This is a genomic window from Nostoc sp. KVJ3 (assembly GCF_026127265.1).
Lineage (GTDB): Bacteria > Cyanobacteriota > Cyanobacteriia > Cyanobacteriales > Nostocaceae > Nostoc.
The window spans coordinates 3,056,295-3,082,987 of record NZ_WWFG01000001.1 but is presented as its reverse complement, the minus strand read 5'-3'; the positions used below and the strand labels follow the sequence as shown (position 1 = coordinate 3,082,987).

General features: G+C 40.7%; 22 protein-coding genes and 2 pseudogenes. 16 read left to right on the top strand and 8 right to left on the bottom strand.

Features of this window, described 5'->3' with window-relative positions; translation table 11 throughout:
- Nucleotides 1–896: 896 nt before the first annotated feature.
- A complete protein-coding gene (locus GTQ43_RS12060; protein WP_265272840.1) occupies nt 897–1,022 on the bottom strand; it encodes a hypothetical protein in 126 nt (41 codons plus the stop codon).
- 122 nt (nt 1,023–1,144) lie between these two features.
- Between GTQ43_RS12060 and GTQ43_RS12055 the strand changes: the two genes are divergently transcribed.
- Nucleotides 1,145–1,468 (top strand): thioredoxin family protein, encoded by a 324-nt coding sequence (locus tag GTQ43_RS12055; RefSeq protein ID WP_265273743.1) that lies wholly within the window; start codon nt 1,145–1,147, stop codon nt 1,466–1,468.
- On the opposite strand, the gene GTQ43_RS12050 is transcribed toward GTQ43_RS12055, so the two are convergent.
- Both GTQ43_RS12050 and GTQ43_RS12045 read right to left on the bottom strand, forming a co-directional pair.
- Nucleotides 1,465–1,689 (bottom strand): hypothetical protein, encoded by a 225-nt coding sequence (locus GTQ43_RS12050; protein ID WP_265272839.1) that lies wholly within the window; start codon nt 1,687–1,689, stop codon nt 1,465–1,467. The genes GTQ43_RS12055 and GTQ43_RS12050 overlap by 4 nt on opposite strands.
- A 71-nt stretch (nt 1,690–1,760) precedes the next feature.
- Nucleotides 1,761–3,614, bottom strand: a complete 1,854-nt coding sequence (locus GTQ43_RS12045) for a S8 family peptidase (RefSeq protein ID WP_265272838.1) — start codon at nt 3,612–3,614, stop codon at nt 1,761–1,763.
- A 140-nt stretch (nt 3,615–3,754) separates the two neighbouring features.
- Between GTQ43_RS12045 and GTQ43_RS12040 the strand changes: the two genes are divergently transcribed.
- The 3 genes from GTQ43_RS12040 (at nt 3,755) to GTQ43_RS12030 (ending at nt 10,347) form a co-directional block, all read left to right on the top strand.
- Nucleotides 3,755–4,189: a hypothetical protein gene (locus GTQ43_RS12040; RefSeq protein ID WP_265272836.1), complete on the top strand. Its 435-nt coding sequence runs from the start codon at nt 3,755–3,757 to the stop codon at nt 4,187–4,189.
- Nucleotides 4,190–4,462: 273 nt separating this feature from the next.
- Nucleotides 4,463–8,803 carry a PAS domain S-box protein gene (locus tag GTQ43_RS12035; protein ID WP_265272835.1) on the top strand — a complete coding sequence of 1,447 codons (4,341 nt, stop codon included), beginning with the start codon at nt 4,463–4,465 and terminating at the stop codon, nt 8,801–8,803.
- Between the two features lie 932 nt (nt 8,804–9,735).
- Nucleotides 9,736–10,347: a LuxR C-terminal-related transcriptional regulator gene (locus GTQ43_RS12030; protein ID WP_265273741.1), complete on the top strand. Its 612-nt coding sequence runs from the start codon at nt 9,736–9,738 to the stop codon at nt 10,345–10,347.
- Nucleotides 10,348–10,481: 134 nt separating this feature from the next.
- Here GTQ43_RS12030 and GTQ43_RS12025 read toward each other — a convergent pair whose 3' ends face one another.
- Complete coding sequence (locus GTQ43_RS12025; protein WP_265272834.1) at nt 10,482–10,964, bottom strand: DUF4168 domain-containing protein; 483 nt, start codon at nt 10,962–10,964, stop codon at nt 10,482–10,484.
- 109 nt (nt 10,965–11,073) lie between these two features.
- Nucleotides 11,074–12,063, bottom strand: coding sequence for a DNA polymerase III subunit delta (holA, locus tag GTQ43_RS12020; RefSeq protein WP_265272833.1), 990 nt, complete (start codon nt 12,061–12,063; stop codon nt 11,074–11,076).
- A 182-nt stretch (nt 12,064–12,245) separates the two neighbouring features.
- Here holA and GTQ43_RS12015 point away from each other — a divergent pair, with 182 nt between their 5' ends.
- Together GTQ43_RS12015 and GTQ43_RS12010 are read left to right on the top strand one after the other, a co-directional pair.
- Nucleotides 12,246–13,037, top strand: coding sequence for a DUF1868 domain-containing protein (locus GTQ43_RS12015; protein WP_265272832.1), 792 nt, complete (start codon nt 12,246–12,248; stop codon nt 13,035–13,037).
- A gap of 116 nt (nt 13,038–13,153) precedes the next feature.
- Nucleotides 13,154–13,311 (top strand): annotated as a pseudogene (locus GTQ43_RS12010) (VapC toxin family PIN domain ribonuclease); the annotation flags it as partial.
- Nucleotides 13,312–13,423: 112 nt separating this feature from the next.
- Here the strand turns inward: GTQ43_RS12010 and GTQ43_RS12005 are convergent.
- Both GTQ43_RS12005 and GTQ43_RS12000 read right to left on the bottom strand, forming a co-directional pair.
- Nucleotides 13,424–14,209 (bottom strand): RDD family protein, encoded by a 786-nt coding sequence (locus GTQ43_RS12005; RefSeq protein WP_265272831.1) that lies wholly within the window; start codon nt 14,207–14,209, stop codon nt 13,424–13,426.
- 54 nt (nt 14,210–14,263) lie between these two features.
- The gene (locus GTQ43_RS12000) at nt 14,264–15,112 is read right to left on the bottom strand and encodes a hypothetical protein (RefSeq protein WP_265272830.1); all 849 of its coding nucleotides are present in this window, start codon (nt 15,110–15,112) and stop codon (nt 14,264–14,266) included.
- Between the two features lie 80 nt (nt 15,113–15,192).
- On the opposite strand from GTQ43_RS12000, the pseudogene GTQ43_RS11995 reads away from it, so the two are divergent.
- The 10 genes and pseudogenes from GTQ43_RS11995 to GTQ43_RS11950 all read left to right on the top strand — a co-directional run bounded on the left by GTQ43_RS11995 (nt 15,193) and on the right by GTQ43_RS11950 (nt 25,660).
- A pseudogene (locus GTQ43_RS11995) lies at nt 15,193–16,178 on the top strand (stage II sporulation protein M).
- A gap of 225 nt (nt 16,179–16,403) precedes the next feature.
- Nucleotides 16,404–17,447 (top strand): phosphate ABC transporter substrate-binding protein PstS, encoded by a 1,044-nt coding sequence (pstS, locus tag GTQ43_RS11990; protein ID WP_265272829.1) that lies wholly within the window; start codon nt 16,404–16,406, stop codon nt 17,445–17,447.
- 209 nt (nt 17,448–17,656) lie between these two features.
- Nucleotides 17,657–18,634 carry a phosphate ABC transporter permease subunit PstC gene (gene pstC / locus GTQ43_RS11985; RefSeq protein ID WP_265272828.1) on the top strand — a complete coding sequence of 326 codons (978 nt, stop codon included), beginning with the start codon at nt 17,657–17,659 and terminating at the stop codon, nt 18,632–18,634.
- Between the two features lie 197 nt (nt 18,635–18,831).
- A complete protein-coding gene (pstA, locus tag GTQ43_RS11980; protein ID WP_265272827.1) occupies nt 18,832–19,713 on the top strand; it encodes a phosphate ABC transporter permease PstA in 882 nt (293 codons plus the stop codon).
- Nucleotides 19,714–19,751: 38 nt separating this feature from the next.
- Complete coding sequence (pstB, locus tag GTQ43_RS11975; RefSeq protein WP_265272826.1) at nt 19,752–20,531, top strand: phosphate ABC transporter ATP-binding protein PstB; 780 nt, start codon at nt 19,752–19,754, stop codon at nt 20,529–20,531.
- Between the two features lie 544 nt (nt 20,532–21,075).
- Nucleotides 21,076–21,855, top strand: coding sequence for a phosphate ABC transporter ATP-binding protein PstB (gene pstB, locus GTQ43_RS11970; protein WP_265272825.1), 780 nt, complete (start codon nt 21,076–21,078; stop codon nt 21,853–21,855).
- Nucleotides 21,856–22,580: 725 nt separating this feature from the next.
- A complete protein-coding gene (locus GTQ43_RS11965; protein WP_265272823.1) occupies nt 22,581–23,285 on the top strand; it encodes an SDR family oxidoreductase in 705 nt (234 codons plus the stop codon).
- A 106-nt stretch (nt 23,286–23,391) separates the two neighbouring features.
- Nucleotides 23,392–24,468, top strand: a complete 1,077-nt coding sequence (gene hppD, locus GTQ43_RS11960; protein ID WP_265272822.1) for a 4-hydroxyphenylpyruvate dioxygenase — start codon at nt 23,392–23,394, stop codon at nt 24,466–24,468.
- The gene (locus GTQ43_RS11955) at nt 24,465–24,902 is read left to right on the top strand and encodes a GNAT family N-acetyltransferase (protein WP_265272821.1); all 438 of its coding nucleotides are present in this window, start codon (nt 24,465–24,467) and stop codon (nt 24,900–24,902) included. The genes hppD and GTQ43_RS11955 overlap by 4 nt, the downstream gene beginning before the upstream one ends.
- Before the next feature lie 71 nt (nt 24,903–24,973).
- Nucleotides 24,974–25,660 (top strand): HAD family hydrolase, encoded by a 687-nt coding sequence (locus tag GTQ43_RS11950; protein ID WP_265272820.1) that lies wholly within the window; start codon nt 24,974–24,976, stop codon nt 25,658–25,660.
- A gap of 86 nt (nt 25,661–25,746) precedes the next feature.
- Here GTQ43_RS11950 and GTQ43_RS11945 read toward each other — a convergent pair whose 3' ends face one another.
- Nucleotides 25,747–26,373: a CPP1-like family protein gene (locus tag GTQ43_RS11945; protein ID WP_265272819.1), complete on the bottom strand. Its 627-nt coding sequence runs from the start codon at nt 26,371–26,373 to the stop codon at nt 25,747–25,749.
- Nucleotides 26,374–26,693: the final 320 nt, after the last annotated feature.

Below are 26,693 nucleotides of genomic sequence, written 5' to 3'. Positions count from 1 at the left end.
TTATGAAGTAATCAGCAATCATTTCGACGCATCAAATTTTTAAGGTATAGCACTGGTTATTTAATTGGTAGATGCACCCTGATAACTAGCTCCCCTGGTTGGCTAACACCCGTTGGGCGTTTTCTCTGGTAAATGCTTATTTATTCGGTAGATTGCTCTTTAAGAGTCTCTAGTTTTTAATGCTTATGGGTGCTGGTATTTCCCGAATTTGCACTAGCAGCCCAAGGAGTATCAATTACAGATAGAACTTGGAAACGAGATTCTTAAGGACTTTAGCTTAAGTTTACACCAATACCTGATAACTAACCCCTCTGGTTGGCTAACACCTGCTGAGGTTTTTTCTGGTAAGTAAACAGCGATAACTTCAACCTCTGCTAATTTATCCGGTAGCTACCCATTTAGTTTAGAAAAGATGATTGATAGATGCACCCTGATAACTCACTCCCCTGGTTGGCTAACACCCACTGGGGGGTTTTTTCTAGTTGCGACACCGAATAGCCATCGTAGACATCGCTATCAACCCTAGTTGCGATCGTTTATTCCCGGAAGATACTCGCTGCCCCTAGAATATTTAATTGGTAGATGCACCCTGATAACTCACTCCCCTAGTAGATTAACATCATCTGGGGGTTTTTATTTAAAAAAATAACTAGCCTTTGTCCAAATTTATCCTGAGTATGGTGTTCAACCTGAGAATATTTAATTGGTAGATGCACCCTGATAACTAACTCCCCTAGAAGACTAACATCATCTGGGGGTTTTTATTTAAAAAATAACTAGCCTTTGTCCAAATTTATCCGGAGTGTGGCGTTTAACCTGAGAACATTTAATTGGTAGATGCACCCTGATAACTAACTCCCCTGGTTGGCTAACGCTCACTGGGGGTTTTTTTTGGTTTAGATGCGTAGTTGTGAGGGAGTCGTAGTCTTGGCGATAATCTGCTCACTCAATTCCTGAATCGCTTTCTTTTTATTGTGAGCTAGAGATGGCACATCAAAATGATTGCTATGATATTTAATCACATTCTTAATTTTTTTTCTATATTTTGACGCAATGATATAAATATTTTTGCATACGCACTTATGTCTGTATTTCATGGCATTGTGGTATGATGGTTTGCCGAAAACCAAAAAGTCGCCAACCCATGAGTTTAGCTGTAATTAAGTTCTCTTCAGAAGAATGCGGCATCTGCCACAAAATGTCTTTTTATGACAAAAAGGTGGCTGAAGAACTGGGTTTAGAATTTATTGATGTGAAAATGCAGGATACAACTGCTTACCGCAAGTATCGCAAGATTTTATTGACTCAGTATCCCGATAAATCAGAAATGGGATGGCCTACTTACATCATCTGCAATTCTCCAGAAGGGGAATTTCAGATTGTGGGTGAAGTAAAAGGGGGTCATCCCAAAGGGGAATTTAGAAGCCGTCTTCAAGAGGTTCTAGATACCACAAATAGTCACAACTAAATAACTTCAAAAGATTTAACCTCTAGCACAGGGCCAATCATGGCAATTGTCATGATATCTTCGCGCACCTGTCCTTTAACTTTTGCTTTTTGTCCGTCTTTGAGTAAGTCTTTGTCGGCCCCTTTGAGGATTTCGTAAGTGACACCCTCTTCTGTGACTAACGCCCATGCGCCTGTACCAATATCACGGCGTTCGATTTTGCCTGTAAGTGTAATGCTCATATAACAATGCTGAGTTGTGAGTGCATGGAGACGCGATTAATCGCGTCTGTGATTAATGCCCAATGCCCAATTTATGCTATTTTTTCCTCATTTTTCAATGCTAAACGAACAAGTCCATAACAAATTAGGGCATTAGCGATGAGGAAGAGGCGTGCTAAGTTACCACTTCCCAAACCCCAAACAGCCGGATCTAAAAATGCACTTACTGTCAAGCAAGCTGCTACGCCTAGTGTTGAACCAATAGCAAACCATTTCCAACTAGGATGTCCCAACAGGAATGCCATTAACAGAATAGGAATCAGTACGCTGGCAAATAGGGGATTCAACGCATTGGTTCCCTGGAGGGTATTGCCTAGTTCGGGAATTGAACTGCCCAAAACCCGGAAAGGCCATTGGGGAAGATCAAAAATATAGATTCCCTTGAGGAAGAATAACCCAGAACTGCCAGCAATTAATCCACTAGATAAAGACCAACTCCAAGGGAAGGGTAAGTAAACCCGTAAAAACCAAGCCAGCAGATAGGAACCAACTATCATTAAAATTTTGGGTAATAGTGCCACTGCGCCACCATCAATCCAAAAGCCGGGGTTTAGATAGCCGTTATCCCGTAACCATCGGAAGAAATCTGGAAAACTGATTTGCCCTGCAAAGGCTAGTTTGACTGCTGATTCCGCATTGAGTTGTCCAGCGCCATAATAGTTCAAGCCATCATCCTGGATAACTCGCGCTGACTGTTTAAGGACTTTTAAAATTTCATCTGGTTCTTTGATGCCAGCAGCTTTGATTAAGGCTGCAACGCCGGCAACGTGGGGAGCAGCCATACTTGTACCTTGGAAGCCAAGAAATACCCCTTCGCCATTTTCGTCGATGGTTTCTTGGAGAATCTTACCAGCTTCACTACCACCAGGAGCCGAGATATCTACCCCAGCACCAAAGTTAGAATAGGGCGCTCTTTCGCCATCTGGGCCAATTGCCGAAACGCCAATTACATAAGGATAGCGGGCTGGATAGCTTGCCCCATTGGTGTTTTCATTACCGGCTGCGGCAATGATAACTACACCTTTTCTATGGGCATATTCGATCGCTTCTTTCATCAACTTGCTTTCACCGCCACCGCCTAAGCTCATATTAATCACATCTGCGCCTTTATCAGCAGCAAATTTAATTGCTTCGGCAATATCGGCAACGGTACCGCCGCCTTGTGAACTGAGTACTTTTAGCGGCATCAGGCTGGCTTCGTAGGCAATTCCAGCTACGCCATATTTGTTATTTGTGGCTTGGGCAATAGTTCCGGCAACGTGAGTACCGTGACCGTTATCGTCTTTGGCTTCTTCTCGGTCGTTAACAAAATCATAGCCTTTGACGAATTTTGTCTCGTATAAGTCACGCACCTTAGTAATCCCGGTGTCAATTACCGCAACTGTAATGCCGCTACCTTTGGTTTGACTCCATGCGCCTTCAATGCCGATTTTGTGCAAGTTCCACTGCTTGCTGTAATATTGGTCATTGGGGCCAGTTAACGAGGGGCTTGTCTCATCACCATTTTCTTGGGGTCTTAAAAATTCTCCTAACCAAGCTACTTTACCGGGTTGTGGGATATCTGTATAGATGTAATTTGGTTCAATGAATTCTGTAGCTTGGGCAAACTGAGATTTTTTCAGTTCTTGGAGTCGCTGGCGATCGCCTTTGATAATATAGACATTATCTTTTTTTGAAAATTTGTTGTCTAATTTGGGAGTAACGTTGTATTGTTTAGCGATCGCTTGCAGATCCTGCTCCACCACCAAGGATGGAATATCTTCGCGAAAATCAAGCAAAATCGTTTCAAACTCTCCTTTGGCTGCCAATCCCTGGAAATTCAGGAAACCAAATATGGCAGATCCCAGCCCAATGACAAACAAGCACAATAATATAAGCTTTCTCATACAAATGCGGGGTATGTGGTAAACTCAGCACTGTTTTTTTGCTAGTTTGCTCACTACCATAACTTATCTCCATCTTTTATTGGTGGATTTTGCACTTTTAGTTACAAGCTTCACTTCATTACTCAGGACTTTTTGAAACAATGGAACGTGGTCTTTTGTGGTTGCCTCTATTAGTAATGTTTTTCTGGCTGGCTTGGCAAGGCTCGAAGGAATATCAAAAAGTTGAAGCCTATCGCGCTTGGGCAGAGCAATTTGAAAGGGCTAAGTACGATATTTATGCTGTATTAGGTCAAAAAGATAATAATCTAACTTGGGGAAAACCCACGTCTAAAGGGCCTATTAAACTAGAAACATTCTCTTTGCTTGATGTTAAACAAATTCACCTTGTAGTAGACGAAAAATCAGTAGATGTGGAGAATATACCGCCGAAAGGTCGTTCTATAGAGCTAGAATTTCTCTTTTCCGAATCTAATAATTCAGTGCGCGTTCCATTTACCGAAATCCCTTTGGCGGCAGAATGGGGTAAGTTTTTACAGGGGGTATTACAAGATTTGCAAACAGAACCACAGCAGTAGTTATATTAAAACTAAAAGTTTCAGATAATCTGGGAATTTCTGCCCAAAAATTTAGTTCGGGTAAATAACATGGCTTGCAATTCTGAAATCCTCACAAAGGTGGTTTTTTGAATTAACCCTTATTATTACTCGAAGTTGTGCAATAAAAAATATGCATCTGGGTAGATGAAAATTCAGCCAAGGGGTAACATAAAATACAAGCAGTATAAATAATTAAACCGTAAGAAATACGGAACTTTACTACGCTAGATAGATGCGGTTAGAGAACACTCAATGTTAAAAGTTAACCGCTTGCGGCTGCAAGAGATATTCAAAATCCCGACAAATCTACTTGTGGCAAAAGTCGCAAGTGTAGTCTCTATAATGGTTGGCAGTTTGGTGCTAATTGGCTGGTGGCTTGGCATCGAAGTTCTCAAGTGCGGCTTCCCTGGTAGTCCTGCCACGATGAAAGTCAATACAGCTTTGTGCTTTGTGCTTTCTGGTGTGTCATTGTGGTTGTTTTTAAGAGGAGAGAGTAAGAGGAAAAGAACAATTCAAAACTCTTCTGGCTCCTCGACTCCTCGACTTCTCTATTTCCCGACTCCGATCATTTCTCGCGTCTGTGCAATGGCAGTGACTACAATTGCTGCACTCACACTTAGTCAATATCTTTTCGGCTGGAATTTTGGCATTGACGAGGTGTTGTTCCTTGATTTGCCAATTAGTATGACGACATCACATCCGGGGCGAATGGGAGTGAACACAGCGCTGAACTTTATCCTAGTTAGCGTTGCCCTACAGATTCTGATTAATCCAAAAAACTACCGTAGTTATTGGTATGCTCAGATTATCGCTCTGATCGCTACTTTAATTTCATTTCAGGCGCTGATGGGCTATGCCTACAAAGTGAAAGTTCTCTACGGACTTGCCCCTCATACAACATCAATGGCTTTACATACGGCGGTGTTGTTCACTTTGATAAGTATTGGTATTCTGTGGGCACGGGCAGAACAGGGTTTAATGAGGATAGTTACAAGTGATACTGATGGCGGCTTACTTGCACGTCGTTTATTAATTGCCGCGATCGCAGTCCCTTTTATATTAGGGTGGGTAATTGTTGAAGGTCAACGCGCAGGACAATACGATCCAGCTTTTGCGGTATCGGTATTTGCTATTGTTCTGATTGTGATTTTTACTATTTTAATTTGGCAAAGTGCCAGGGTTATTGAACGCCTTAGCCATCAACGCGATCTTGCTCAGGAAGCACTGAGAACTTACCAGGATAAACTGGGGAGTTTCGTAGATTCTAACGTCATTGGTATTTTGTTTGGCGACGTGTATGGCGGCATTCAGCAAGCAAACGACGAATTTCTGAGGATGATTGGTTACACACAAGAGGATTTGTCAGGGGATAACTTAAGTTGGAGCAATATCACACCACCAGAGGATCTATACTTGGATGAGCGAGGGATCGCTGAAGCACAAGGTAGTGCCAACGGTGCTTGTACACCCTACGAGAAAGAATATATTCGCAAGGATGGTAGCCGCATCCCGGTTTTAATTGGTTACGTGCTGTTAGGAGAAAAACGGGAAGAGTCAGTAGCGTTTATCCTCGATTTGAGCGAACGTAAGCTTGCAGAAGCAGAACAACAAAAATTAGTATCGCTGATAGAAAATAGCTCTGACTTTATCGGCATCGCCACCCTTGAAGGTCAATTACTCTATATAAATGATGCAGGTCAAAAGCTGGTAGGGCTTGCCAGCCTTGATGAAGTGAGGCAAAAAGTAGTCTTAGATTACTTCATGCCCAAAGACAAAGTCTATTTTCAAGAATATATACTGCCGAGTGTGCTATTACAAGGTCGCTGGCAGGGAGAATTCTGCTTTCGGCATCTCCGAACAGGTCAACCAATACCAGTTGATTACAATATCTTTACTGTTACAGACAACAACACAGGTCAGCCAATTGCTTTAGCAACAGTGACTCGCAACATCAGCGAACAAAAACAGGCTAAAGAACAAATCTTAAGATTAAATAAGGATCTACAGCGCCGCATTACTGAGTTACAAACTTTGTTAGAGGTAATTCCGGTTGGAATTGGCATTGCGGAAGATCCACAATGCCAAAAGATCAAGGTAAACCCTGCTTTTGCGAAGCAGTTGGGGATATTGCCAGATACTAATGCCTCCCTCGGTGCTGCCAGTGACGAAAACCCGACAAGCTTTAAAATCTACCGTGAGGGAAGGGAACTCTCAGTAGAGGAACTGCCAATGCAATACTCTGCTGTTCATGGTATCGAAGTTGTAGGTTGTGAACTCGATGTAGTCCATGAAGATGGAAAAGTTGTCAACCTCTTAGAGTACGTTGCCCCCCTATTTGATGAAGAGGGAAAAACGAGAGGAAGTGTTGGTGCCTTTTTAGATATTACGGAGCGCAAACAGGCAGAGGAAGTACTTCTAAATCAGCAAAAATGGCTGGAAGATGTGTTAAATCTGATGCCAAGACCGTTGCTGTTTATCGAACCAGGAACGGCGCGAGTCACTTTTGCCAATCGCTCTGCGAATGAATTAGCTGGGGGCGAGTTTCCTAAAGGTGTACCAGCAGAAAATTATCATACAGTTTATCACTATACAAATGCAGCGGGCGATCGCATCCCCAATGAACAAATGCCAGGAGTGCGGGTTGCCCTTGGCGAACGTCTCAATGGTTTGGAGGTAGACTGGCATACTCCCTCTGGTGTCCGCTCTCTACTGATATTTGCTGATACCTTGCCAGCAATGCATGGTCATCCGGCTACCTGTATTTTGGTGTTCCAAGAGATTAGCAATCTCAAAGAGGTACAAAAAGCGCTATCGTTAGGTTACAAAAGGCTAAAGCTACTATTCGACACAGCTAGCAATTTACTCTCAAGTCAGCAACCAGTAATACTAATCGATAGCGTCTACCGCCAACTAAAAGACCAAATTGGTTTAGATGTTTACTTTAACTATTTGGTTGAGGATAATTCTCAGATAATGCGACTAGAATCTTACAGTGGCATTTCTCAAGAACTGGCAAAGGAAATCGAGTCCTTGGCTTATGGTGAAGCGGTTTGCGGTACTGTAGCCAAGGAGCGTTGTGCAATAGCTCTAGAGAATGTACAGCAATCCATTGACCCAAAAACAGAATTGATTCGTTCTTTAGGCATTACTGCTTATTATAGTTATCCGTTGATTGCCCAAGAACGGTTGTTAGGTACTCTTTCTTTTGGTAGCCGGACTCGCTTCAGCTTCACCGAGACTCAAAAGGGGATGATGCAAGCAATATGCGACCAAATAGCGATCGCAATGGAACGGTCTAGTTTAATTGCTTCTTTGCAACAACAAACTGAGCAGTTGCAAGAGGCGAACCGGATGAAGGACGAGTTTCTAGGGATATTGTCTCACGAATTGCGATCGCCTCTCAATGCTATTTTAGGCTGGGCGCAATTACTGCAACGAAGCAAGCTGAGTGACAGCCAAATGGCTAGGGCTACCGAAACAATTGAGCGCAATGCTAAAGCGCAAACCCAGCTAATTGAAGACTTGCTAGATATATCGCGGATGATTAGAGGTAAATTACGCCTCAACGTCCGTACTTGTAATTTGATTCCGATGATTGAGTCGGCTATCGAGACTGTTAGTCTAGCCGCCCAATCCAAGGAAATCGATTTAAGATTTTCCCTCATTCCCTCAAAAGAAATACTAAATTCAGATTGGGGACTAAGATTCAGTAGTGAAAATCTAGAATCTCTAACATCACAATCCCAAACCAGTCAACACTTAAAGGACAGCTTGCTGGGCGAAAATTCTCAATTCTTAGTTTTCGGGGATTTGGAGCGTTTACAGCAAATCATCTGGAATCTGCTATCCAATGCCATCAAGTTCACACCTACAAGAGGACGGGTAGAGGTACAATTGTCAATAGTCACTGACCAAAAAAAACGGCAGAAAACAGATAAGTATGCCCAAATTCAGGTGATTGACACCGGTGTTGGCATCAGTCCTAATTTTCTTCCTTACGTCTTCGATCGCTTTCGTCAAGCTGATAGTTCTAACACTAGAACTTATGGTGGATTAGGGCTAGGATTAGCGATCGTACGTCATTTAGTAGAATTACATGGCGGTACTGTCCACGCAGATAGTCCAGGTAAAGAGCAAGGAGCAACATTTACAATCAAGCTACCACTTCTGAAGAGTCCCCCTCTCCCCCTCTCCCCTTCCGCTCCTCTGTCCCTTCTTGGCGTGCGCGTTCTGGTTGTAGATGACCAAAGCGATACCCGTGAATTTATCACCACAGTCCTTGAACAGTACCAAGCTAATGTTAAAGCAGTATCATCAGTTCAAGCAGCATTGCAGGTAATTAAACAGTGGAATCCAGATGTTTTAGTGAGCGACATCGATATGCCCGATGAGGATGGTTACTCTCTGATCCATAAAGTGCGATCGCAACCACCAGAATTAGGGGGAAATATTCCAGCTGTGGCGTTGACAGCTCATGCTAGAGCAGAGGATCAAATGCAAGCCATACAAGAAGGTTATCAGATCCATTTACCTAAACCGATTGAAGCAGCTGAGTTAGCTACAGTAATCGCCAGCCTTGTTGGAGAGACTTAGAGACAATTGGGAATGGGTATTAGAACTCATGAGGGGCTAAATATTATAGCGGTTCTCATTTATGTGAGGTACACCCGTAGGGGCAATTCATGAACATAGGTGTCAACTTAACGTGAAACCCATGTAAAAACCGGATATTGAGTTCACTCACTTCCCATCACGATCCGCGTTACCCCACCCTAACCCTCCCCTTATAAAGCTACGGTGTACACACATCTTGGTAATGAAGCCCAAATCCTGGATTTACCCCCCTTAATCCCCCCGATGTATTGGGGGGAAATATCCGGTTCTCTCCCTTGCCAAGGGGAGTTAGAGGGGGTTAGAAGGACTTGTGTGTACACCGTAGCCTTATAAAGGGGAGGGAACCGGAAATATCATTTTCCCCTGCTTCACTTCTTTCGCAATGACAATTGTTTAACCGGACATGATATGAGCGGTTTTTTGCAATTTAGCATACTTGGTGAATACCTGTATTAGAAAAATAAATATTTATATGTATATATATATTTTTATTTCAATATGAATAATTCTTGTATATTGGGGCGATCGCTATTTAGTGTAAGCGACTTCAATAGGCAACGCAATGGCTCCCCTTAAAAACAATAAGCTTGAGTTAAGACAATTAATCTAGAAGAGATGCTTTGGCGTAGCTGAACAAAGTCAAATTTTGCATCTTCCGAAATAAGCAGTTTCAGGGTTGTATTTAAGATATGTAACCTAAACTAATTCAAACAAGCTACATAAATTATGGATTGAGTATTTTAAGAAAATCGTGTAAAAAAACACTTAGTTTTACTGTAATTAGCATAATTGGTCTGTGATATTCAACCAATTCATTCACATAATCATGTATGCAAAAAATAGATGGTGCATCTTCCAACTCGCACGATCGTCAAAAAATAAGCATGATTTTATACATTAACATACCTCCTATGATCGCCCTCAGAAAGACAATAGTACAAACGGTAGTTGAAGCACAACAGCTAGATAGTATTAACTTACATGAATCGAAGCGAGCTGATTTTTTACAAGAAGTAATTGAAGGCTTAGAAGACGGAATATTAATTTTAAGCCAAATGGGTGAAGTAGTTCATGCTAATGCATCTGCTAATCGCCTTTGTTGTCAATTTAATCAAGGTAATTTCAAGCAGAATTTTGTCCCCTCAGCCATCTGGCATCTTTGTGAATTTTTGCTGAGTAGTCGGTATTTGTTTTCTGATAAACTTCTGATTCTCTCGGATGAAATTGTGCTTGATAAGTCAAATATTTTTCGGATTAGGGTGAGGCTACTAAATTTAGATGGGTTTGAATTACCTTGCTTATTAGTGACTATAGAAAACCAATATGAGTCTGTGAAAAATGTAGCACTCACTGAAGTTAAAAAGTTTGATCTCACGCCGCGAGAAGCTGAAATCTGGTTTCTCTATAGAAGTAATTATAGCTACAAAGAAATTGCTACTAAGCTTTACATCACCATAAATACTGTAAAGAAGCACATGAAAAATATTCATACCAAACGACAAGCAAACCTATCTTATAATTGAATAGGAGAATCGCAACAAAAACTGATTCGTAAAATGCAATAGGTTATTAGTCATTAACCTATTATGCACAAACAAGTATTTTATGAATCAATCCTTAATTTGGCGATCCTCTCTAATTTCTATGGAAGTTTTAACTAAGGAGAATCAGGACTTTTTTGTAGCCGTAATAAAGTATTGTAAACCTGCTGTTTTAAAATATCGTTATTTTGTAATTCTATAGTGATTTTGTTGAACTGATCGATACTCAACCCATTATCTTGAACAATTTTTTGCGAGCGATTACAGTAATTCACTGCGATATCTTGGGCCTTTCTAGGAAGACCATTTATGCTATTAGAATCGTTACAAACAATTTTGGGGATTTCGCCATTGCCAATAAGTTTTTTAATTTCTTCAAAGGCATTTTGACGGGCTGGTTCCATTGCTAACACGGCTTGAGCGTAGCTATTAATTTGAGTATTATTAGCTATTGGTGCTGGAGTTTGACCATAAGCTTTTGAACCCAATGAAAAAGTGTTAGAAATCACGCCCATAGTAGCGATCGCGCCGAAAAAGAATGATTGGCAAAGGACTCGCTTTCGGCTAGTTCGAGAAAAGAAATCAGAAATTTTGTTCATATAGTATGTGACACAAAACTACATCAGGGATATTATAAGGACTTTGAATTATTTTCGGAGTTGGAAGTTCCGGCAACGTTGCAATACATCAAGGTTTTATATTTGATTGTCAAGTTCCTCGGCATACTTGACAAAGTTCGATGACTTTAGTCTGAAGTGTTGACATTTCTGATGCTCCTTGCTTGAGGCTCACTTCTAACTCCAATAGTAGAGGTAAACAGGAGATTAACTGTTGCACAGAAAGGAGCCTGATTTCTTGCTGTAAGAAGTAGATCCGCTTGGGATTACCGATATCAGCGGCAATAGCGATCGCTTGTTGATTGCGCTCACCACCTTCTATCATAATCTTGACCCAGAGCCAGGTACGAAATTGTCCAATCAATGTGGCAACTATCCGTAATCCCGGCTCGGAAGCATTGATCAAATCTGCCAAGGTTGTCAAAGCTTTCGCTGTATCTCCTGTTCTGATTGCTGCTGCTAATTGTAAACTATTTTGAGTAGTATTTCTTACTAACTTAGTAACAGTATCTACATCTAAAGGCTTGTTGCTACCTTGGGCGTATAACCGCAATTTCTCTAACTCATTATAAAGTAATCGCGTATCATTTCCTACGGATTCTGCCAATAACTGGGCAGTATTGGCAGTCAGTTTTACGCCCACAGTTTGGGCTGCTTGAGTTACAGATTGCACCAATAATTCTGTTTTCCAAGGGGGAATGAGGGGAAATTCTCGGAATTCGGTGGCAAACTGTTTTAGCAATTTCGTGGATTTGAGACGTTCATCTGGCTTGTTACGGCTGGTAAGTAATAAAAATGAGTTTTCGGGAATGACAGGTAGCGATCGCCCCAGTTCCCCTAATACATTCTCTGGACAGTGCTGACACAAAGTAGTATTTATCAGCCATACCAAGCGCCCACCAGCGCCAAAAGTCGGTGTCATCACCTGATTTAACCCCTGAATAGCGGCATCAGCTTGATCGGGGGTGAATGAAGTGTAATTAAAACTTATCCAGTCGGGATCGAGGACGCGATCGCGCAAAAGTGCGATCGCCTTTTCCATAGCAAAATCATCCTCACCCCAGTAAACATAGATTGGCATAGATTATACCTCAATCGGGCATTGGGCATTGGATATTAATTCTTTCTCCCCTGCTTCCCCTCCCCCTGCTCCCTCATCCTCCCCACTCCCCACTCCCAAAAATTAAATACTTTTGAAATCATTCTGTTAATCGGGGTAATTTTCCCTAAAATCTATCAAGTGAGAGCGTGAGGCTATAAAGATTGGACGACAACTATCAAACTTACTTAAATCGGTTAGCACGACTGACGCTGCCAGAAGCCTACAGATCCCAAGCCCAGCATATTCAGGAATCTTCTAAATTTCAGCCAAATTCTGGGTTGAGACAAGCAACATCTTTCCCTGGCTATACGCTAATTACCACACCTGCGGCAGAGGAAGAATCACAAAATTCTGCTTTCTATGACAAATTACAGACTTATCAACAGGAAATTTTACAGTTACCTGTAGACCGTAATTTGATTGTACCTGTACCTCCTGCTAGCTTCCATTTGACTTTAGCGGATTTAATTTGGGACGGTGCTTACCTTGATGCCCGCGAAAAAAATCCCAAATTTGACGAGGAGTTACCCTCTTGTTTAGCCGAAATGTTTCAGCAATATCAACAATTGATGACAAATAGGAGTCATCCGATTAAATGGCAAATGCTGGGACTGATACTAATGCCAAGAGCTATAGCTGTTTGTCTAGTACCTCAAGATGAAAGCTGCTATGACGAAATTATTAAATTTCGCCGAACAATTTATCAAAATCCTAAGTTAATTGCCTTGGGTATTGAGCAGCATTATCATTTCACAGCCCATGTTACATTAGCCTATTTTGGGGAGGTTTCATCTGACTTAGACCGCGCAAACTTCAGTACAATGCTTTCTCAATTAAATGAAAAATGGCTGTTTAATTTGCCAGATTTTTTGATCAATCGCGTCGAATTGCGAAAGTTTGACAACATGACACGCTATTATCGTGAACCAGACTGGCCGATTTTAAATTTTTAAGTCATTAGTTCGGTAGTTAGTAGTCAGGAGTTTCCACTCACTGACAACTAACTACTGATTATGATTTATGTTTTACTGAAAATAAAGCAATTGTCTAAACAGTTTAAAGTGAAAAGAGGATTCGGGTACGTTATAACCTTCAGTTACCCGATGCGTTGCAGCGGCGGCAATAATTGCTGATTGTGAGGCATTTTTGACCAATGATGCAGCTTTAAAGCGGGTGACGGAGTTGAGGATTTTGGTGGTGCTTGAGTTGGAAAGCAATAACCCGTAATTATGCGCTAGTTGTAGACATAGCAGAGAAAATAAGCTCAAATATAAATCCGATGATTTTGTCTTTTAGGTAAACCTAGCTTTTTGTCAATGTTCGAGATCAAATCTCTAGCCTAAAATTCCGGTTGTTGATAAGCCAGATAAACAGCTTCTAAAAAAACATCAGGTGTAACAAGTTCTGGTAACTTTTCTAATTTAATAATAGCTACTACTTGCTCGGCTAACTTTAGAGATAGTGAGGCTTTTGCTTTTAATGACATTGCCCCACGTCGCTGTAAATATTCACGAATAACAGCAAAATCATCTGGCATCAATAGTGATAAGTCAGCAATTGGGATTAACTGTTCATGAAGTACCTTTGCCTGTTCTGAAATTATCAATGTCGCAGATGCAGTAGGTGCTTGGGCTTGAATCACAATTGTGCCAGCGGCTAAATCACCTAAGCGCTTTTCTCGACTACCAAACATAATTAAGAAAGCGCCAATAAACAAAGTCTCATCAAAAGGTCGCAGTAAGGCACGTAGTGTTGCTTGTTGTAACCCGATGAGTCTGCCATCATCTCGAACTACGCGAATTTTAGCAAACCGTTTACCGGGGGTTTGTCCAAACCATAAGGTTTCAAAAAATACAAAATAGCTGATGTAAATTGCAAAGGCGATAATGAAGAAAATTGCTAACAACCAAATGTCTAAATTTGGTAAATTCGTGAAAAAGTATTCAATAAAATTTAACAACTGAGTCGAGAAGACAGTCCAAGCAAGGACAAATAAAAGCAAACTTACACCCAACACTGTATAGTCAATCAGCAGTGCCAAAGCTCGATTACCAATTCCCGCTAAAGTAAATTCCAGCTCTACACTTTCTGGAGTCTGGAATGTGATGCGATTAAAAAAGCGCATATTTATTTAGTACTAATTCAAAATTAATAGAGTTAGTTGAATTAAGGTGTTGAGTTAACGAAAATCCTGCTTGGGAGGTTCTCGTAGCTGCAAACCTAGACCTTCACGCCGAGTCCGCAAGTCCAAGTATAAAACGGCTTTTAAGGCTTGCCAGAATGGCATGATAAAAACGCCACCGACCAAACTGCCTATCCAAGAAATAAAATACACAATTCCGTAAATAACAGTACCTTGCTCAAGTTTTATGAGGAATAAGCTGGGTATATAGTTTAAGACAACCACTAACGGTAGTGTAACGATAAAAGCAACTAAAACAACGCCCTGAATCCGAAGTACCGATGCTTTTGTTAACTCCCAACTTCTAGCAACACTTTCACCACCATTAATATTTTCCTCAACTGCTAGCGGTACTTCAGCTACTATCCAACGAGAGTAGAACCAGGTTAGTCCTAACAGCATAATAATGACTGTTACAATTATTGCCAGTGTGGTTACAACTACAACACCCGTACTACCACCTAATATCCCTCCTAATAATACTCCCAGTAAGGTAGCCACAATACCACCGACGATCGCTAATCCAAAATAAATTACCAACAAAGATATTCCTACCTGAAAAGCAACTCTCAAAAATGACCACAGACGCGGATTAACATGGCTGCTGGCAGCTTGGACACTTTCAGGTTGGTAAATCAATTCTCCAAAAGCCAAACGTGAAATTAGTCCAGAGATGGCTGCATATTTTGCCCAGCCATAGATCGGTACTATAATCCACAAGTGAGCGATCGCAGCTAGTCTCAGATAAGTGTTCAGATGAGAACGATACAACCGCACCGCAGCACTGACAACATTCCCTACACTCAGTGGTTGTATCTGACTAGAAGATCCAAAGTTTTCAGACATAATGATAAATTTACCTTGAAACTACGGAGATGAATTTGAGGCTATCTTAAGCTAAGTTAAACTCAGTGTTCCCAAAATTCATGAATATTCAACGTTGGATTGCACGACGAGAACAAAATTGGCAGCGTCTGGATGCTTTATTAAAGCAGATGGAAAAAAAAGGGCTAAAGTCTCTAAAGGCAGCAGAGATTAGAGAGTTGGCGAGTTTATATCGTTCAGTAGCGGCAGATTTAGCTCGTGCCCGCACCCAGCAAATCGGTAATACTTTGATACAAAGTTTACAATCTTTAACAACTCGTGCCTATACGCAGATTTATCAAGGTTCGCGGCGACAAGAATGGGAGGCAATTCTAGAATTTTACCGATGGGGATTACCATCTGTAGTTCAGAAAACATTTGCATATATTGCTGGTGCGATCGCACTGTTTCTACTGGGGGACTAGTAGCCTGGTGGTATTCCTGGCAAAATCCCAGCTTTATGTCGTTGATTGTGCCTGAAAGTTTGATTACCAAGGTGCGAGATGAGCATCAATTGTGGATGGGGTCAATTGTCGGCGTTGAACCTCTGGCATCCAGCAGTATCATGATCAATAATTTGTCTGTGTCTTTTGGTGCTGCTGCCGGTGGCATCACCTTTGGGCTATATACAGCCTTTTTGATGGTATTTAATGGCTTATTAATTGGTGCTGTTGGCACTTTGGTTGGTCAAAATAATCTAGCTTATCCTTTTTGGGCCTTTGTGCTTCCGCATGGTTCTTTGGAATTACCCGCGATCTTTTTTGCTGGGGGTGCAGGATTTTTATTAGCAAGAGCAATTTTATTTCCTGGCAAATATCGCCGTGGAGATGCATTGAAAATCTACGGTTCTCAGGCGGTGCAGCTAGTATTTGGGATTGTCCCAATGTTGGTTATTGCTGGTACAATCGAAGGCTTCTTTTCACCTAATCCCAGCGTCCCTGATGCAATTAAATATCTCGCAGGAATAGGATTATTGATACTTTTGGTATTGTATTGTAGCCGCAAGAAAACATTAATTAATTTAGTTGGCGGCGGATTGGTAAATTGAAAAATCTTTTAGAATCAGGTAAATACTTTGCATTAAACTTTTAATCATCATATTTTTACTAATCTAGCCAATCAAATATCAATAAGCAAAAAATATTTACAAGTAAGATTTAAACGCATCTTAATTTTTTGTTTATCAATCGTTAAATAAAGTTTAACCATAACAAATGTAACTTGATTAAGGCTGGAATTACAGCAGGAAGATATTCCTTTAATCAGAGGTAATATGATTTTTTCGACCACCACCTTGAATCGTGTTGTTGCTACTTCATTTTTGACAACTTCTGTTGCACTTAGTCCATTGTTAGGTGCAATCGCACAAGCTGAAACTCTCAATGGTGCAGGAGCAACTTTTCCGGCTCCCCTTTACGAACGCTATGCTCGTGAAGTTAAGAAAAAATATCCAGACTTGAAAATTAACTATCAAGCAATTGGTAGCGGCGGCGGTATTCGTCAAACTATTGCTGGAACCGTTGACTTTGGCGGTAGTGATGCTGCAATGAAAGATGATGAAATCAGTAAAGTCAAGAACGGTGTAATCTTAGTACCTACAGCAGGTGGTGCTGTTTCTGTTGTTTACAATCTTCCGGGCGTTAATGAACTGAAATTGTCTCGCAAGACATTACCAGAAATTTTCTCAGGTCAAATTACCAATTGGAATGACGCAAAACTTAAAGCTGATAATCCAGGTGTGAATCTACCAAATCAACCAATTAAATTTGCTGTTCGCGCCGATGGTAGTGGTACGACTTTTATTTTCACTAATCACTTGAGTGCTACCAGTGGTTATTTTAAAGGTAGAGTTGGAGCTAACACGGCTCCAAAATGGAATTTACCAAATGTCCTCAAAGGTAAAGGTAATCCAGGCGTAGCTGCAATAGTAGCTCGCACTCCTGGTTCTATTGGTTATGTAGAATATGCCTACGCTGTCAAAAATAACCTGAAATCAGCCCTAGTACAAAATAAGAGAGGAGAATTCGTTGCTCCTTCTTTAGAATCTGCAAATGCTGCTTTGTCAACTGTAACTTTCCCAGACAACTACCGCGTTTTTGTAGGAGAGCCAGCACAAGGGTATCCAATTGTTGGTCTTACCTGGATTATGGTTTACAAACAGTATGCTAATGCTGCTAAAGCTGATGCGATTAAGAAATGGATTAATTGGGTATTGAAAGATGGTCAACAGTATAACGATGACCTTAACTACACCAAGATTCCATCTGATGTAGCAAATCGGGTACTTCAAACCGTGAATAGCACTGTCAAGCCTTAATTTATAGTTTTACCTACTTTCTTCTCCTAGTTAGGATGGGCAAATAGCCCAACCTAATCAATACTGCTCGGTTAAGAATTGTTACCATTAATATTAGTAGAAACATCAAATTTTGCTTTTCTACTAATATTTTAGGTTATTGAGTTTTCTGAACCGAGCAGTATTTTCAACTACATTGGTACTAAAAAAATCTATTGTATTGATTTGTAATGGCAAATTCATCACATCATTCAAATCTAGGCGATGAAAATCTCGATCTCACAGCTATTGGCGACATAAATATCCGGTTTGACCAAGGTTTTTCGCGGCTGGTATACTTTTTTGCCGTGATTACTGTTGCAGTCCTATTTGTGATGAGTTGGGTAATTTTCTCGGAAGCCCTACCAGCTATTAAGCACTTTGGATTGGGGTTTTTGTGGGGTCAAGATTGGGATACAGGTAATAAGATTTTTGGCGCACTACCTTATATTTATGGAACTTTAGTAAGTAGTGCGATCGCTATTTTATTCGCCGTCCCTGTGGGAATAGCAGTAGCCTTAGTCACGAGTGAAAACTTTTTACCTGCATCACTGCGAATCATCTTAGCATTTGTTGTGGAATTAATTGCAGCAATTCCCAGTGTAATTATTGGTTTGTGGGCAATTTTTGTTTTTATTCCAGTTTTAGAACCTCCACAAAAGTGGTTAGGCAGCACTTTGAAATGGATACCACTGTTTAATACACAAGACCCTTCTGGGACAAATATGTTAACTGCTGGAATTATTCTAGCTATCATGATTTTGCCCACAATGGCAGCAATTACTCGTGATGTCTTAATGGCTATCCCTAAAGAATTACGTAGCGCATCTATGGCTTTGGGTGGTACCCGTTGGGAAACAATTTTTCGGGTCTTGCTACCATCTGGATTTTCTGGAATGGTAAGTGCAGCAATGCTGGCTTTAGGACGTGCTTTAGGTGAAACAATGGCTGTCACTATGGTGATTGGCAACTCTGCTCAAATCAGTGCTTCTTTACTCGATCCAGCTTATACAATTCCCTCTGTTTTAGCTAATGAATTTGCCGAAGCTGAACCGGGATTGCATATTGGTGCTTTAAGCTATTTGGGATTGATTTTGTTTGGGTTGACTCTAGCTGTAAATATTGGCGCTGTGCTATTGGTGAAGTGGGTTGGCAGAAAAAATAAATAATCAGCTTGTGGCTAGTCAGCACACATCAATGTTAACAAAAATAAGTAATTTTTATCTCAGTTATGAATTAACCATTAAGTCCAAAATGTAGGTGTAACTCACGAATTTCATCTACTGTAAATCAAGGACTCAACTACTTTTTGGTGTAATTTATCTCAGTGTAGTAAGACATTTATCAATCAAAAATTGGAAAAGTTATGAGTGATTACATCCAGTCAGAAACTGATGAATCTCTGGCGGCAGAATTATGCAGTCCTCTGCCAACAAAACGGGTAATATTTACTTATGCAATGAATGCGATCGCCTTTAGTTTGACAGGTCTAGCACTCATTCCTTTATTATCAATATTGTGGGAAATTCTGAATCGGGGAATATCTGGATTGAAATCAGATATGTTTGTCAAAGCAGTTATTGACAATGGCTTTGGCAATGCCATCCTGGGAACCATAATTATGGTAGTAATTGGGGCTATTTTAAGCATCCCTACCGGAATAATGACAGGAATTTTCTTGGCGGAATTTGGTCAAACTAGCTCAATCGCTGGAATTGTTCGTTTTATCAGCAGTATTTTGACAGGCGTACCTTCAATTGTTGTGGGCATATTCGCTTACGGTATAATTGTTTTGCTTACTAAAGGGTTTAGTGCGATCGCAGGTGGTTTTGCTTTAGGGGTGATTATGTTACCAGTGATTATACTGACAACAGAAGAATCCTTAAAACTTATTCCCATATCTCAACGCCTCGCCTCTTCTGCTTTAGGGGGAACTCGCTTTCAAACCACTCTTCGCATCGTTGTGGCTGCTGCAATTCCCGGAATTACTACAGGCATTTTATTAGCTGTAGCTCGTGCTGCTGGTGAAACAGCACCCTTAATTTTTACCGCATTATTTAGTCTAGATTGGTCAGAAGGATTATTAAGTCCAACAGCTTCCTTACCAGTATTAATTTTTAACCTTTATAATGACCCCGATCCGCAAAGAAACCAATTAGTATGGACTACTTCTATAGTTCTACTCAGCTTAATTTTATTTGTGAGTATTCTCTCTCGCTTAGTTATTAGACAAAGAAGAATAAAATAAAAATCAATTGTTTGTTTTGTTTCGCACCTTGAGAAAGCATGAGTAATCTAATTCCAGCTATCAAAGTTAAAAATATCAGTTTTTACTATGGCACAACAAAGGCGATCGAAGGGGTGTCAATGGATATTTGTCAGAATCAAGTAACCGCAATTATTGGCCCTAGTGGTTGTGGTAAATCTACCTTCATCAAAGTTCTTAATCGCATTAGCGAATTAGAAGGGCCTATAAAAGTTGAAGGAGATGTAGAATTTTTTGGTCAGAATATTTACGCTTCTCGTGTTAACATCAATCGGTTACGCCGCCAAATTGGTATGGTGTTCCAAAAACCGAATCCTTTTCCTATGAGCATTTATGAAAATGTTGCCTACGGTATGAGAATAGCAGGTAGGTATTCAAAATTTGAATTAGATGAAATTGTTGAATCTGCCCTCAAAAGTGCTGCTCTTTGGAATGAAGTGAAAGATAAGCTAGATAAATCAGCTTTAGGGCTTTCTGGTGGTCAACAACAAAGATTATGTATTGCCCGTGCCTTAGCAGTCAAGCCGAAAGTTCTGCTGATGGATGAGCCTTGTTCGGCTCTTGACCCCATTGCTACCATGAAAGTTGAAGAACTGCTCCATAGTTTGCGGTCTGAGTTGACAATTGCGATCGTTACCCACAATATGCAGCAAGCTGCTCGCGTTTCTGATTTTACAGCTTTCTTTAGCACTGATGAAAGTCGCATTGGTCAAATGGTTGAATTTGGTGCTACAGAGCAAATCTTTAACAACCCACTAGATCCCCGCACCCGCGACTATATTTCAGGGCGTTTCGGTTAGTTTCTTAACCCATCAGAATTAACGCGATGAACCGCTAAGTGCGTATGCAAAAATATTTATGTCATTGCGAGCGGAATGAAATGTAGCGTACCCTACGGGGATCTTGCTACGTGGAGCGTCTCCAAGAGTTGCAATCCCAAGGTCTTGGGATTGCTTCATTCCGCTCTGCTCCATTCACAATGACAAATGTATATTTAATTTTGCACTACTACTTATTGGTCTGTCATCGCAAGTAAAAAGTAAAAACAAAGAAACGCAGCGAACATTTTGAATTTCCACAAGTAGCGCCAGTGGCTTGTTAGGTGACTCTTTCGGGGCAAAATATCGCCGGGATAAGTATGCTCAAGTATAAAAAATTTGTAAAAGATAAACTTTAGAACACAGTCTTAATATAAATTACTTATTAACAGTTTATCTGCTGTATGACTACTGTATAACTACGTAATTTCTATGAATATCTCCTTTTGGGAGTAACATAGTGAAACAGTGCCGCTGATTTGTACTGCTTTACTTAGTCAAGTTTCGTTTCACACGTTTTGGGAATATGAGTAAACTAATTCCAGCTATCAGAGTCAAAAACTTCAGCTTCTATTACGACACTCAAAAGATAGTTGAAGGCGTGTCAATGGATATTTACCAAAACCAAGTCACGGCAATTATTGGTTCTAGTGGTTGTGGCAAGTCTACTTTTCTTAAATCGTTAAATCGCATGAGTGAATTAGAAGCAGAAGTAAAGGTTGAAGGGAGAGTAGAATTTTTTGGGCAGAGTATTTATGAGCGTCGTGTCAATATCAATCGGTTACGCCGCCAAGTTAGTATGGTTTTTCCCAAGCCAAACCTTTTTCCCATGAGCGTTTATGATAATGTTGCTTATGGGGTGAAATTAGTTGGATGGCATCCAAAAGTAGAATTAGATGGAATTGTTGAATCTGCCATCAAAGCTGCCGATCTTTGGGATGAAGTGAAAAATAAGCTGCATAAATCTGCTTTAGAGCTTTCAGGCGGTCAACAACAAAGATTATGCATTGCCCGTGCTTTAGCAGTTAAACCGAACGTTCTGTTGATGGATGAACCTTGTTCAGGTCTTGACCCTATGGGTAGCATGAAAATTGAGCATCTGATCCATAACTTGCGCTCTGAGTTAACAATTGTAATTGTTACTCACAATATGCAGCAAGTTACCCGCCTATCTGATTATACCGCTTTCTTTTATAGTAATGAAAATCGTATTACTCAAATGGCTGAATTTGGTACTACAAATAAAATCTTTACTAATCCCGTGGATTCTCGCACGCGCGACTACATTTTCGCCCGCGTCAGTTGAAGTTTTTCTTAAATTATAAATATTTACACGGGTAGAAGCGGTTACTACATACTGCAAGCGGAAATTAAAGTTGAATTTAATTTCTGCTTTGCTTTAAGTTTTTCTTCTTATCTGTGTCTAAGCTAGGTACAGAGTTACAGAAATTGACATCCTCTCCGCCGTATAACGGCGAAGATTCCCAAACCTCACGATTTAGGTTTCTGCTTCTTCCCCTTTGGGTTCGCCGGTTGCTCCACTTGGGGAGACCCCAAGACCGCACCGGACTCACCATTTCTGGGGTTTCGCAACTGCCTCTACCCTCAAGGAGTTTTTCGGTCTTATGTTCGCTCCACAGACTTTAGGCTTATGCCTTCCCGCAAGCCCTACGGTATTCAAGAAAAATGTTTGTGTTTTGGACTTGGTTATCGTCCCAACTTTTTAAATATACAACATTACACCAACAATATAAAGCCGTCGTTTTACGACGGGGTTTTAAACCCATTTCTCTGATAACCGGGCAATCCCCTAATTCAATTCTAAAAAAATTAAAGTTAGGTTCTAGTTTTACCAAATATTTAGAATTGTCTCCCACATTTACATTGAAGGCAAGTGGTAAAGAATATGAAGTAGGGATATCTGATTAGCGATCGCTACTCTACGAGTAAATACTTGTAAGATATCTACGTACAACCTGAGCTATAATTCAGTATTATGTAAAAAGATGTAAAGAAATGTAAAATAATCTGATGCAGGATAAAGTCGTTGTTGTTGTCGGTGCTACTGGTGGTATTGGTTCAGCATTAATACACAAACTTGCACCTACCGGAGTCCGGTTGGTATTGGCTGCAAGAGATGCAGATCGTTTAACAACATTGGCAGATGATTTACCAGGACAAGTTTTGAGCGTTTCTACCGATATTACCGATCCCCAACAAGTAGATACTTTGATCAAAAAAACTGTCGCTGAGTTTGGTCAAATCGATATTTTGGTGAATGCAGCCGGTGCCGGTATACTCAAGCCCTACAACAGCTTGGAACCGGCTGATTTAGACAAAATGCTAGATGTCAACTTGAAAGGCAGTTTTTACACTACTCAGGCGGCTGCTAAAGAGATGCAAAAGCGCAAATCTGGCCATATCTGTAATGTGGTAGGAATTTTGGGTAAGCATTCGATGGGGATGGCTGCGGCTTATTCTGCTTCTAAGTTTGGTGTTGTCGGTTTTAGCAAGTGTATAGCAGAGGAACTCAAGCGTTTTGGTATCAAGTTCACGCTATTCTACTTTGGTGGGGTAGATTCTCCTTTCTGGGATAATGTCAACCTAAAAGTAGACCGGAAAAAAATGCTCAGTCCTGAAACTGCTGCCAATGCGATTTTCTATGCTCTTTCTGCCGAACCGCAAGCTGTGCCAATGGAAATTAACATTCAACCCGATAGTCATCTATTTTTTTAATGTGGGAGTACGTCTACATAATTCTTGCTTAGGAAGGACGTGAAAATCTAGCAAAAAAGGCAAAATTTACAGATATATAAACTGTTATGCTGGATTTTCAGTATCTATGAAAATTGATCACGTTCATTTCTATGTAGAAAACGCCAAAGTATGGCGGGATTGGTTTGTGTACCATCTTGGTTTTCAACCAGTAGCCGATCGCGTCAGTTCGTTTCACACTTGTACAGAAGTGGTGAAAAGTGGTGCTGTCTGCTTTTTTCTATCTTCACCACTGTTACCCACAAGTCCAGTAGCGGAGTTTTTGCGTCAATATCCACCTGGTGTAGCAGATGTCGCTTTTGCTGTGGGAGATGTGGAAGCTGCGATCGCACTTGCCCAAAAACACGGTGCGACAATCCTCCAACCCATCCAGGAACGCCAGATAGGTACGGCATTCCTCAAGTGTGGCAAAATTGCCGCCTGGGGTGGACTGACTCATACATTAATAGAAAGGTCATTTGTCAATAATCATCCGTCATTGGTTTTTGATAAAGGACAAATGACAAATGACAACACTTTTACCGCCATAGATCACGTAGTGTTAAATGTGGCAGTTGGTGAATTGGAAAATGCCGTCACTTGGTACGAAAATATCTTAGATTTTCAACCCCAGCAAGCTTTTAAAATTAAAACCAATCGTTCTGCTTTACACAGCCAGGTGATGATTTCGCACAATGGCAGCGTCCAACTGCCAATTAATGAACCAGCTTCCAAAAATTCCCAAATTCAGGAATTTTTAGATGTCAATCGGGGGCCAGGAATTCAACATATTGCCTTGCGGACGACGAATCTTGTCAGTGCGATCGCTAAATTTCGTGCCAGTGGTTTATCTTTACTCTCTGTTCCTCAAAGCTATTACACGCAGCTTAAACAGCGTCCAGGCTTGCCTCTATCAATTTTAGAACTGGAAGCGATCGCGCAACAAGAAATTCTCGTAGACTGGCAAGAATATACTCCTTTAGATGGAGGACACACTGCGCCTTTATTACTACAAATTTTTACCCAGCCCATTTTTGAACAGCCGACATTTTTCTTTGAATTTATTGAGCGTCGTTTCCAAGCTAAAGGTTTTGGCGAAGGTAACTTTCGCGCCTTATTTGAAGCCATTGAAAGCGAACAAATCAAACGCGGTACTCTGCAATGATGCCTGAATACAAAATATCAATTGAAATTCAGCCAGATCCAAAACAAGTTGATTTTGTAGACAAGCAACTTCACCAATTCAATGTAGGTGAAATTGGAGATTACCAATATACGTCATTGTTCCTATTGCTTCGTGATTCAGAGAAAAATGTAGTGGGCGGCTTGGAGGGTTTTATTGGCTTGGGATGGTTCCATATCGCTACTCTCTGGATTGCAGAGGAGTTAAGAGGTTATGGATATGGAAAAGCACTTCTTTTAGCAGGAGAGGAAGAGGCTGTTAATCGTGGTTGCTTAAACGTATATCTTTTTACTTACAGTTTTCAAGCTCCTGAATTTTATCAGCACTTGGGGTATGAAGTTTTTGGAGAGTTAGAAGATTTCCCTATAGGCCATCGTCGATTCTTTCTTAAAAAGAGTTTACAAAATAACCCTTAGCTAGACTTGATACCTTCAAAAAATAGCCATCTATCTGAGATAATTTTAATAAAAATTAACATTTTCCGGCGATGCTAAGACTTATTACTGACTTCGACGGCCCAATTATTGATGTTTCCGAACGGTACTACCGTGTTTATCAATTCTGTTTAGAGAAAACCCGTCGCCCAAACCAAGAAGTGCAAGAACTTCCAAAAGCGGAATTTTGGCAGTTAAAGCGATCGCGCGTTCCCGAAAAACAAATTGCCTTAAATTCAGGGTTAGACGAGGCTCAAGCCCAAGAATTTGACCAATTACGACGGCAAACTGTGCATACAGAACATTATTTCAACTATGACACTCTCGCGCCTGGTGCTGTGGATGCACTGTTAAAAATTCAACAAGCTGGAATTGATTTAGCAGTTATGACCATGCGCCGAGTTCGAGAACTAGATTATGCTTTTAAAAAATATGATTTAGGGAGATTTTTCCCAGAAAATCGTTGTTATTGCCTAAGTAACGACTACGTTAAAACTCGTGATATTGAAGATAAGCCCTTGTTAATGGCTAGGGCATTACAAGAACTGCCCCCAGCTGCTGATACCTGGATGGTGGGAGATACGGAAGCCGACATCACCGCAGCTAAAAATTATGATATCAAAGTGATGGCTGTGGAATGTGGTATCCGCGATCGCACCCAATTGGAACTTTACCACCCCGACTTAATCGTTAAGGATTTCAGTACTGCTGTAGATTTAGTACGCAACAAATTGAATTAACCACAAAATTAAATCAGGAGTCAGAATATTTATTCTGACTCCTGATTATCTTAATATAAAAGCTTGCTTAGGTTACGGGTAGCAATTTACCGGAGAAAGCTACTAACCAACCACAACAATATAAACGTCACTACAGTAGAAAACTGATTCGTTCCCAAAATAGTAAGTGATATTTGTGGTAAAAGCCAGCTAGCAACTAATCCTCCAGCGATTAAGCCAATGATTAAACCAATCAGGGTGAGCAAAACTGCTCGACCAAATTTGCCTTCCTTGCGATTGAGAAAGAAAATACTGGTGCCTACCCCAACCACCAATGCTAACTGCAAAACCTGGTCGCCTCCCTCTGGATAAAACACACTAATAGAACTCAAACCAAGAAACCAAGCTCCTGGTAAGAAAATATCCGCAGGTGTTGGCTGATCCAGCATCCGTTGCAGCCATGCAGGTGACTGCTCACGAGGGGTTGGACTTTCTTTAGGAGGTGATTGCACTCGCAACTCTGGAAATCGGATACGCTCAGGGACTTTAATTTTACCTTCCTGGCGCATCCGCAAGCGATCCATTAAAATCGCATCGTAAGCTGCTTCAATTGCTTCTAAATGCTTGGCATCGCCACTATGCTGCTCGAATAGGCGATTACGAGCATCCTGAATTTCATCGAAGCTAGCCTCTTCTGATACCCCAAGTTTTTCGTAGGGATTTTGATCGCTCATGGGAGTTTGTTACTTCAGCCTCAGTCAGCGGCAGTCTTTTGTCGAATAAAAAACAGCTTTAGGTTTTTTTCATCGAAACTTAAAGTCTCGACCTATCTTATGCTCTAAGAGGATAGTAGCACGGGTTAGTTTCATTGACTTTTTAATTTCAACTATAGTTACTTTAACATATCGCTATAACTCCGTGTATACCCTCATGTCGTTGTTTAATTCTGGCTCTAATCTAGAATTTGAACGGAGAGTACCTAAAATGCATAGTTTTTATGAAAAAATCAACTTTACTGCTTCCAATTTGGCAACTTACTGTGCCTTAATAGAGT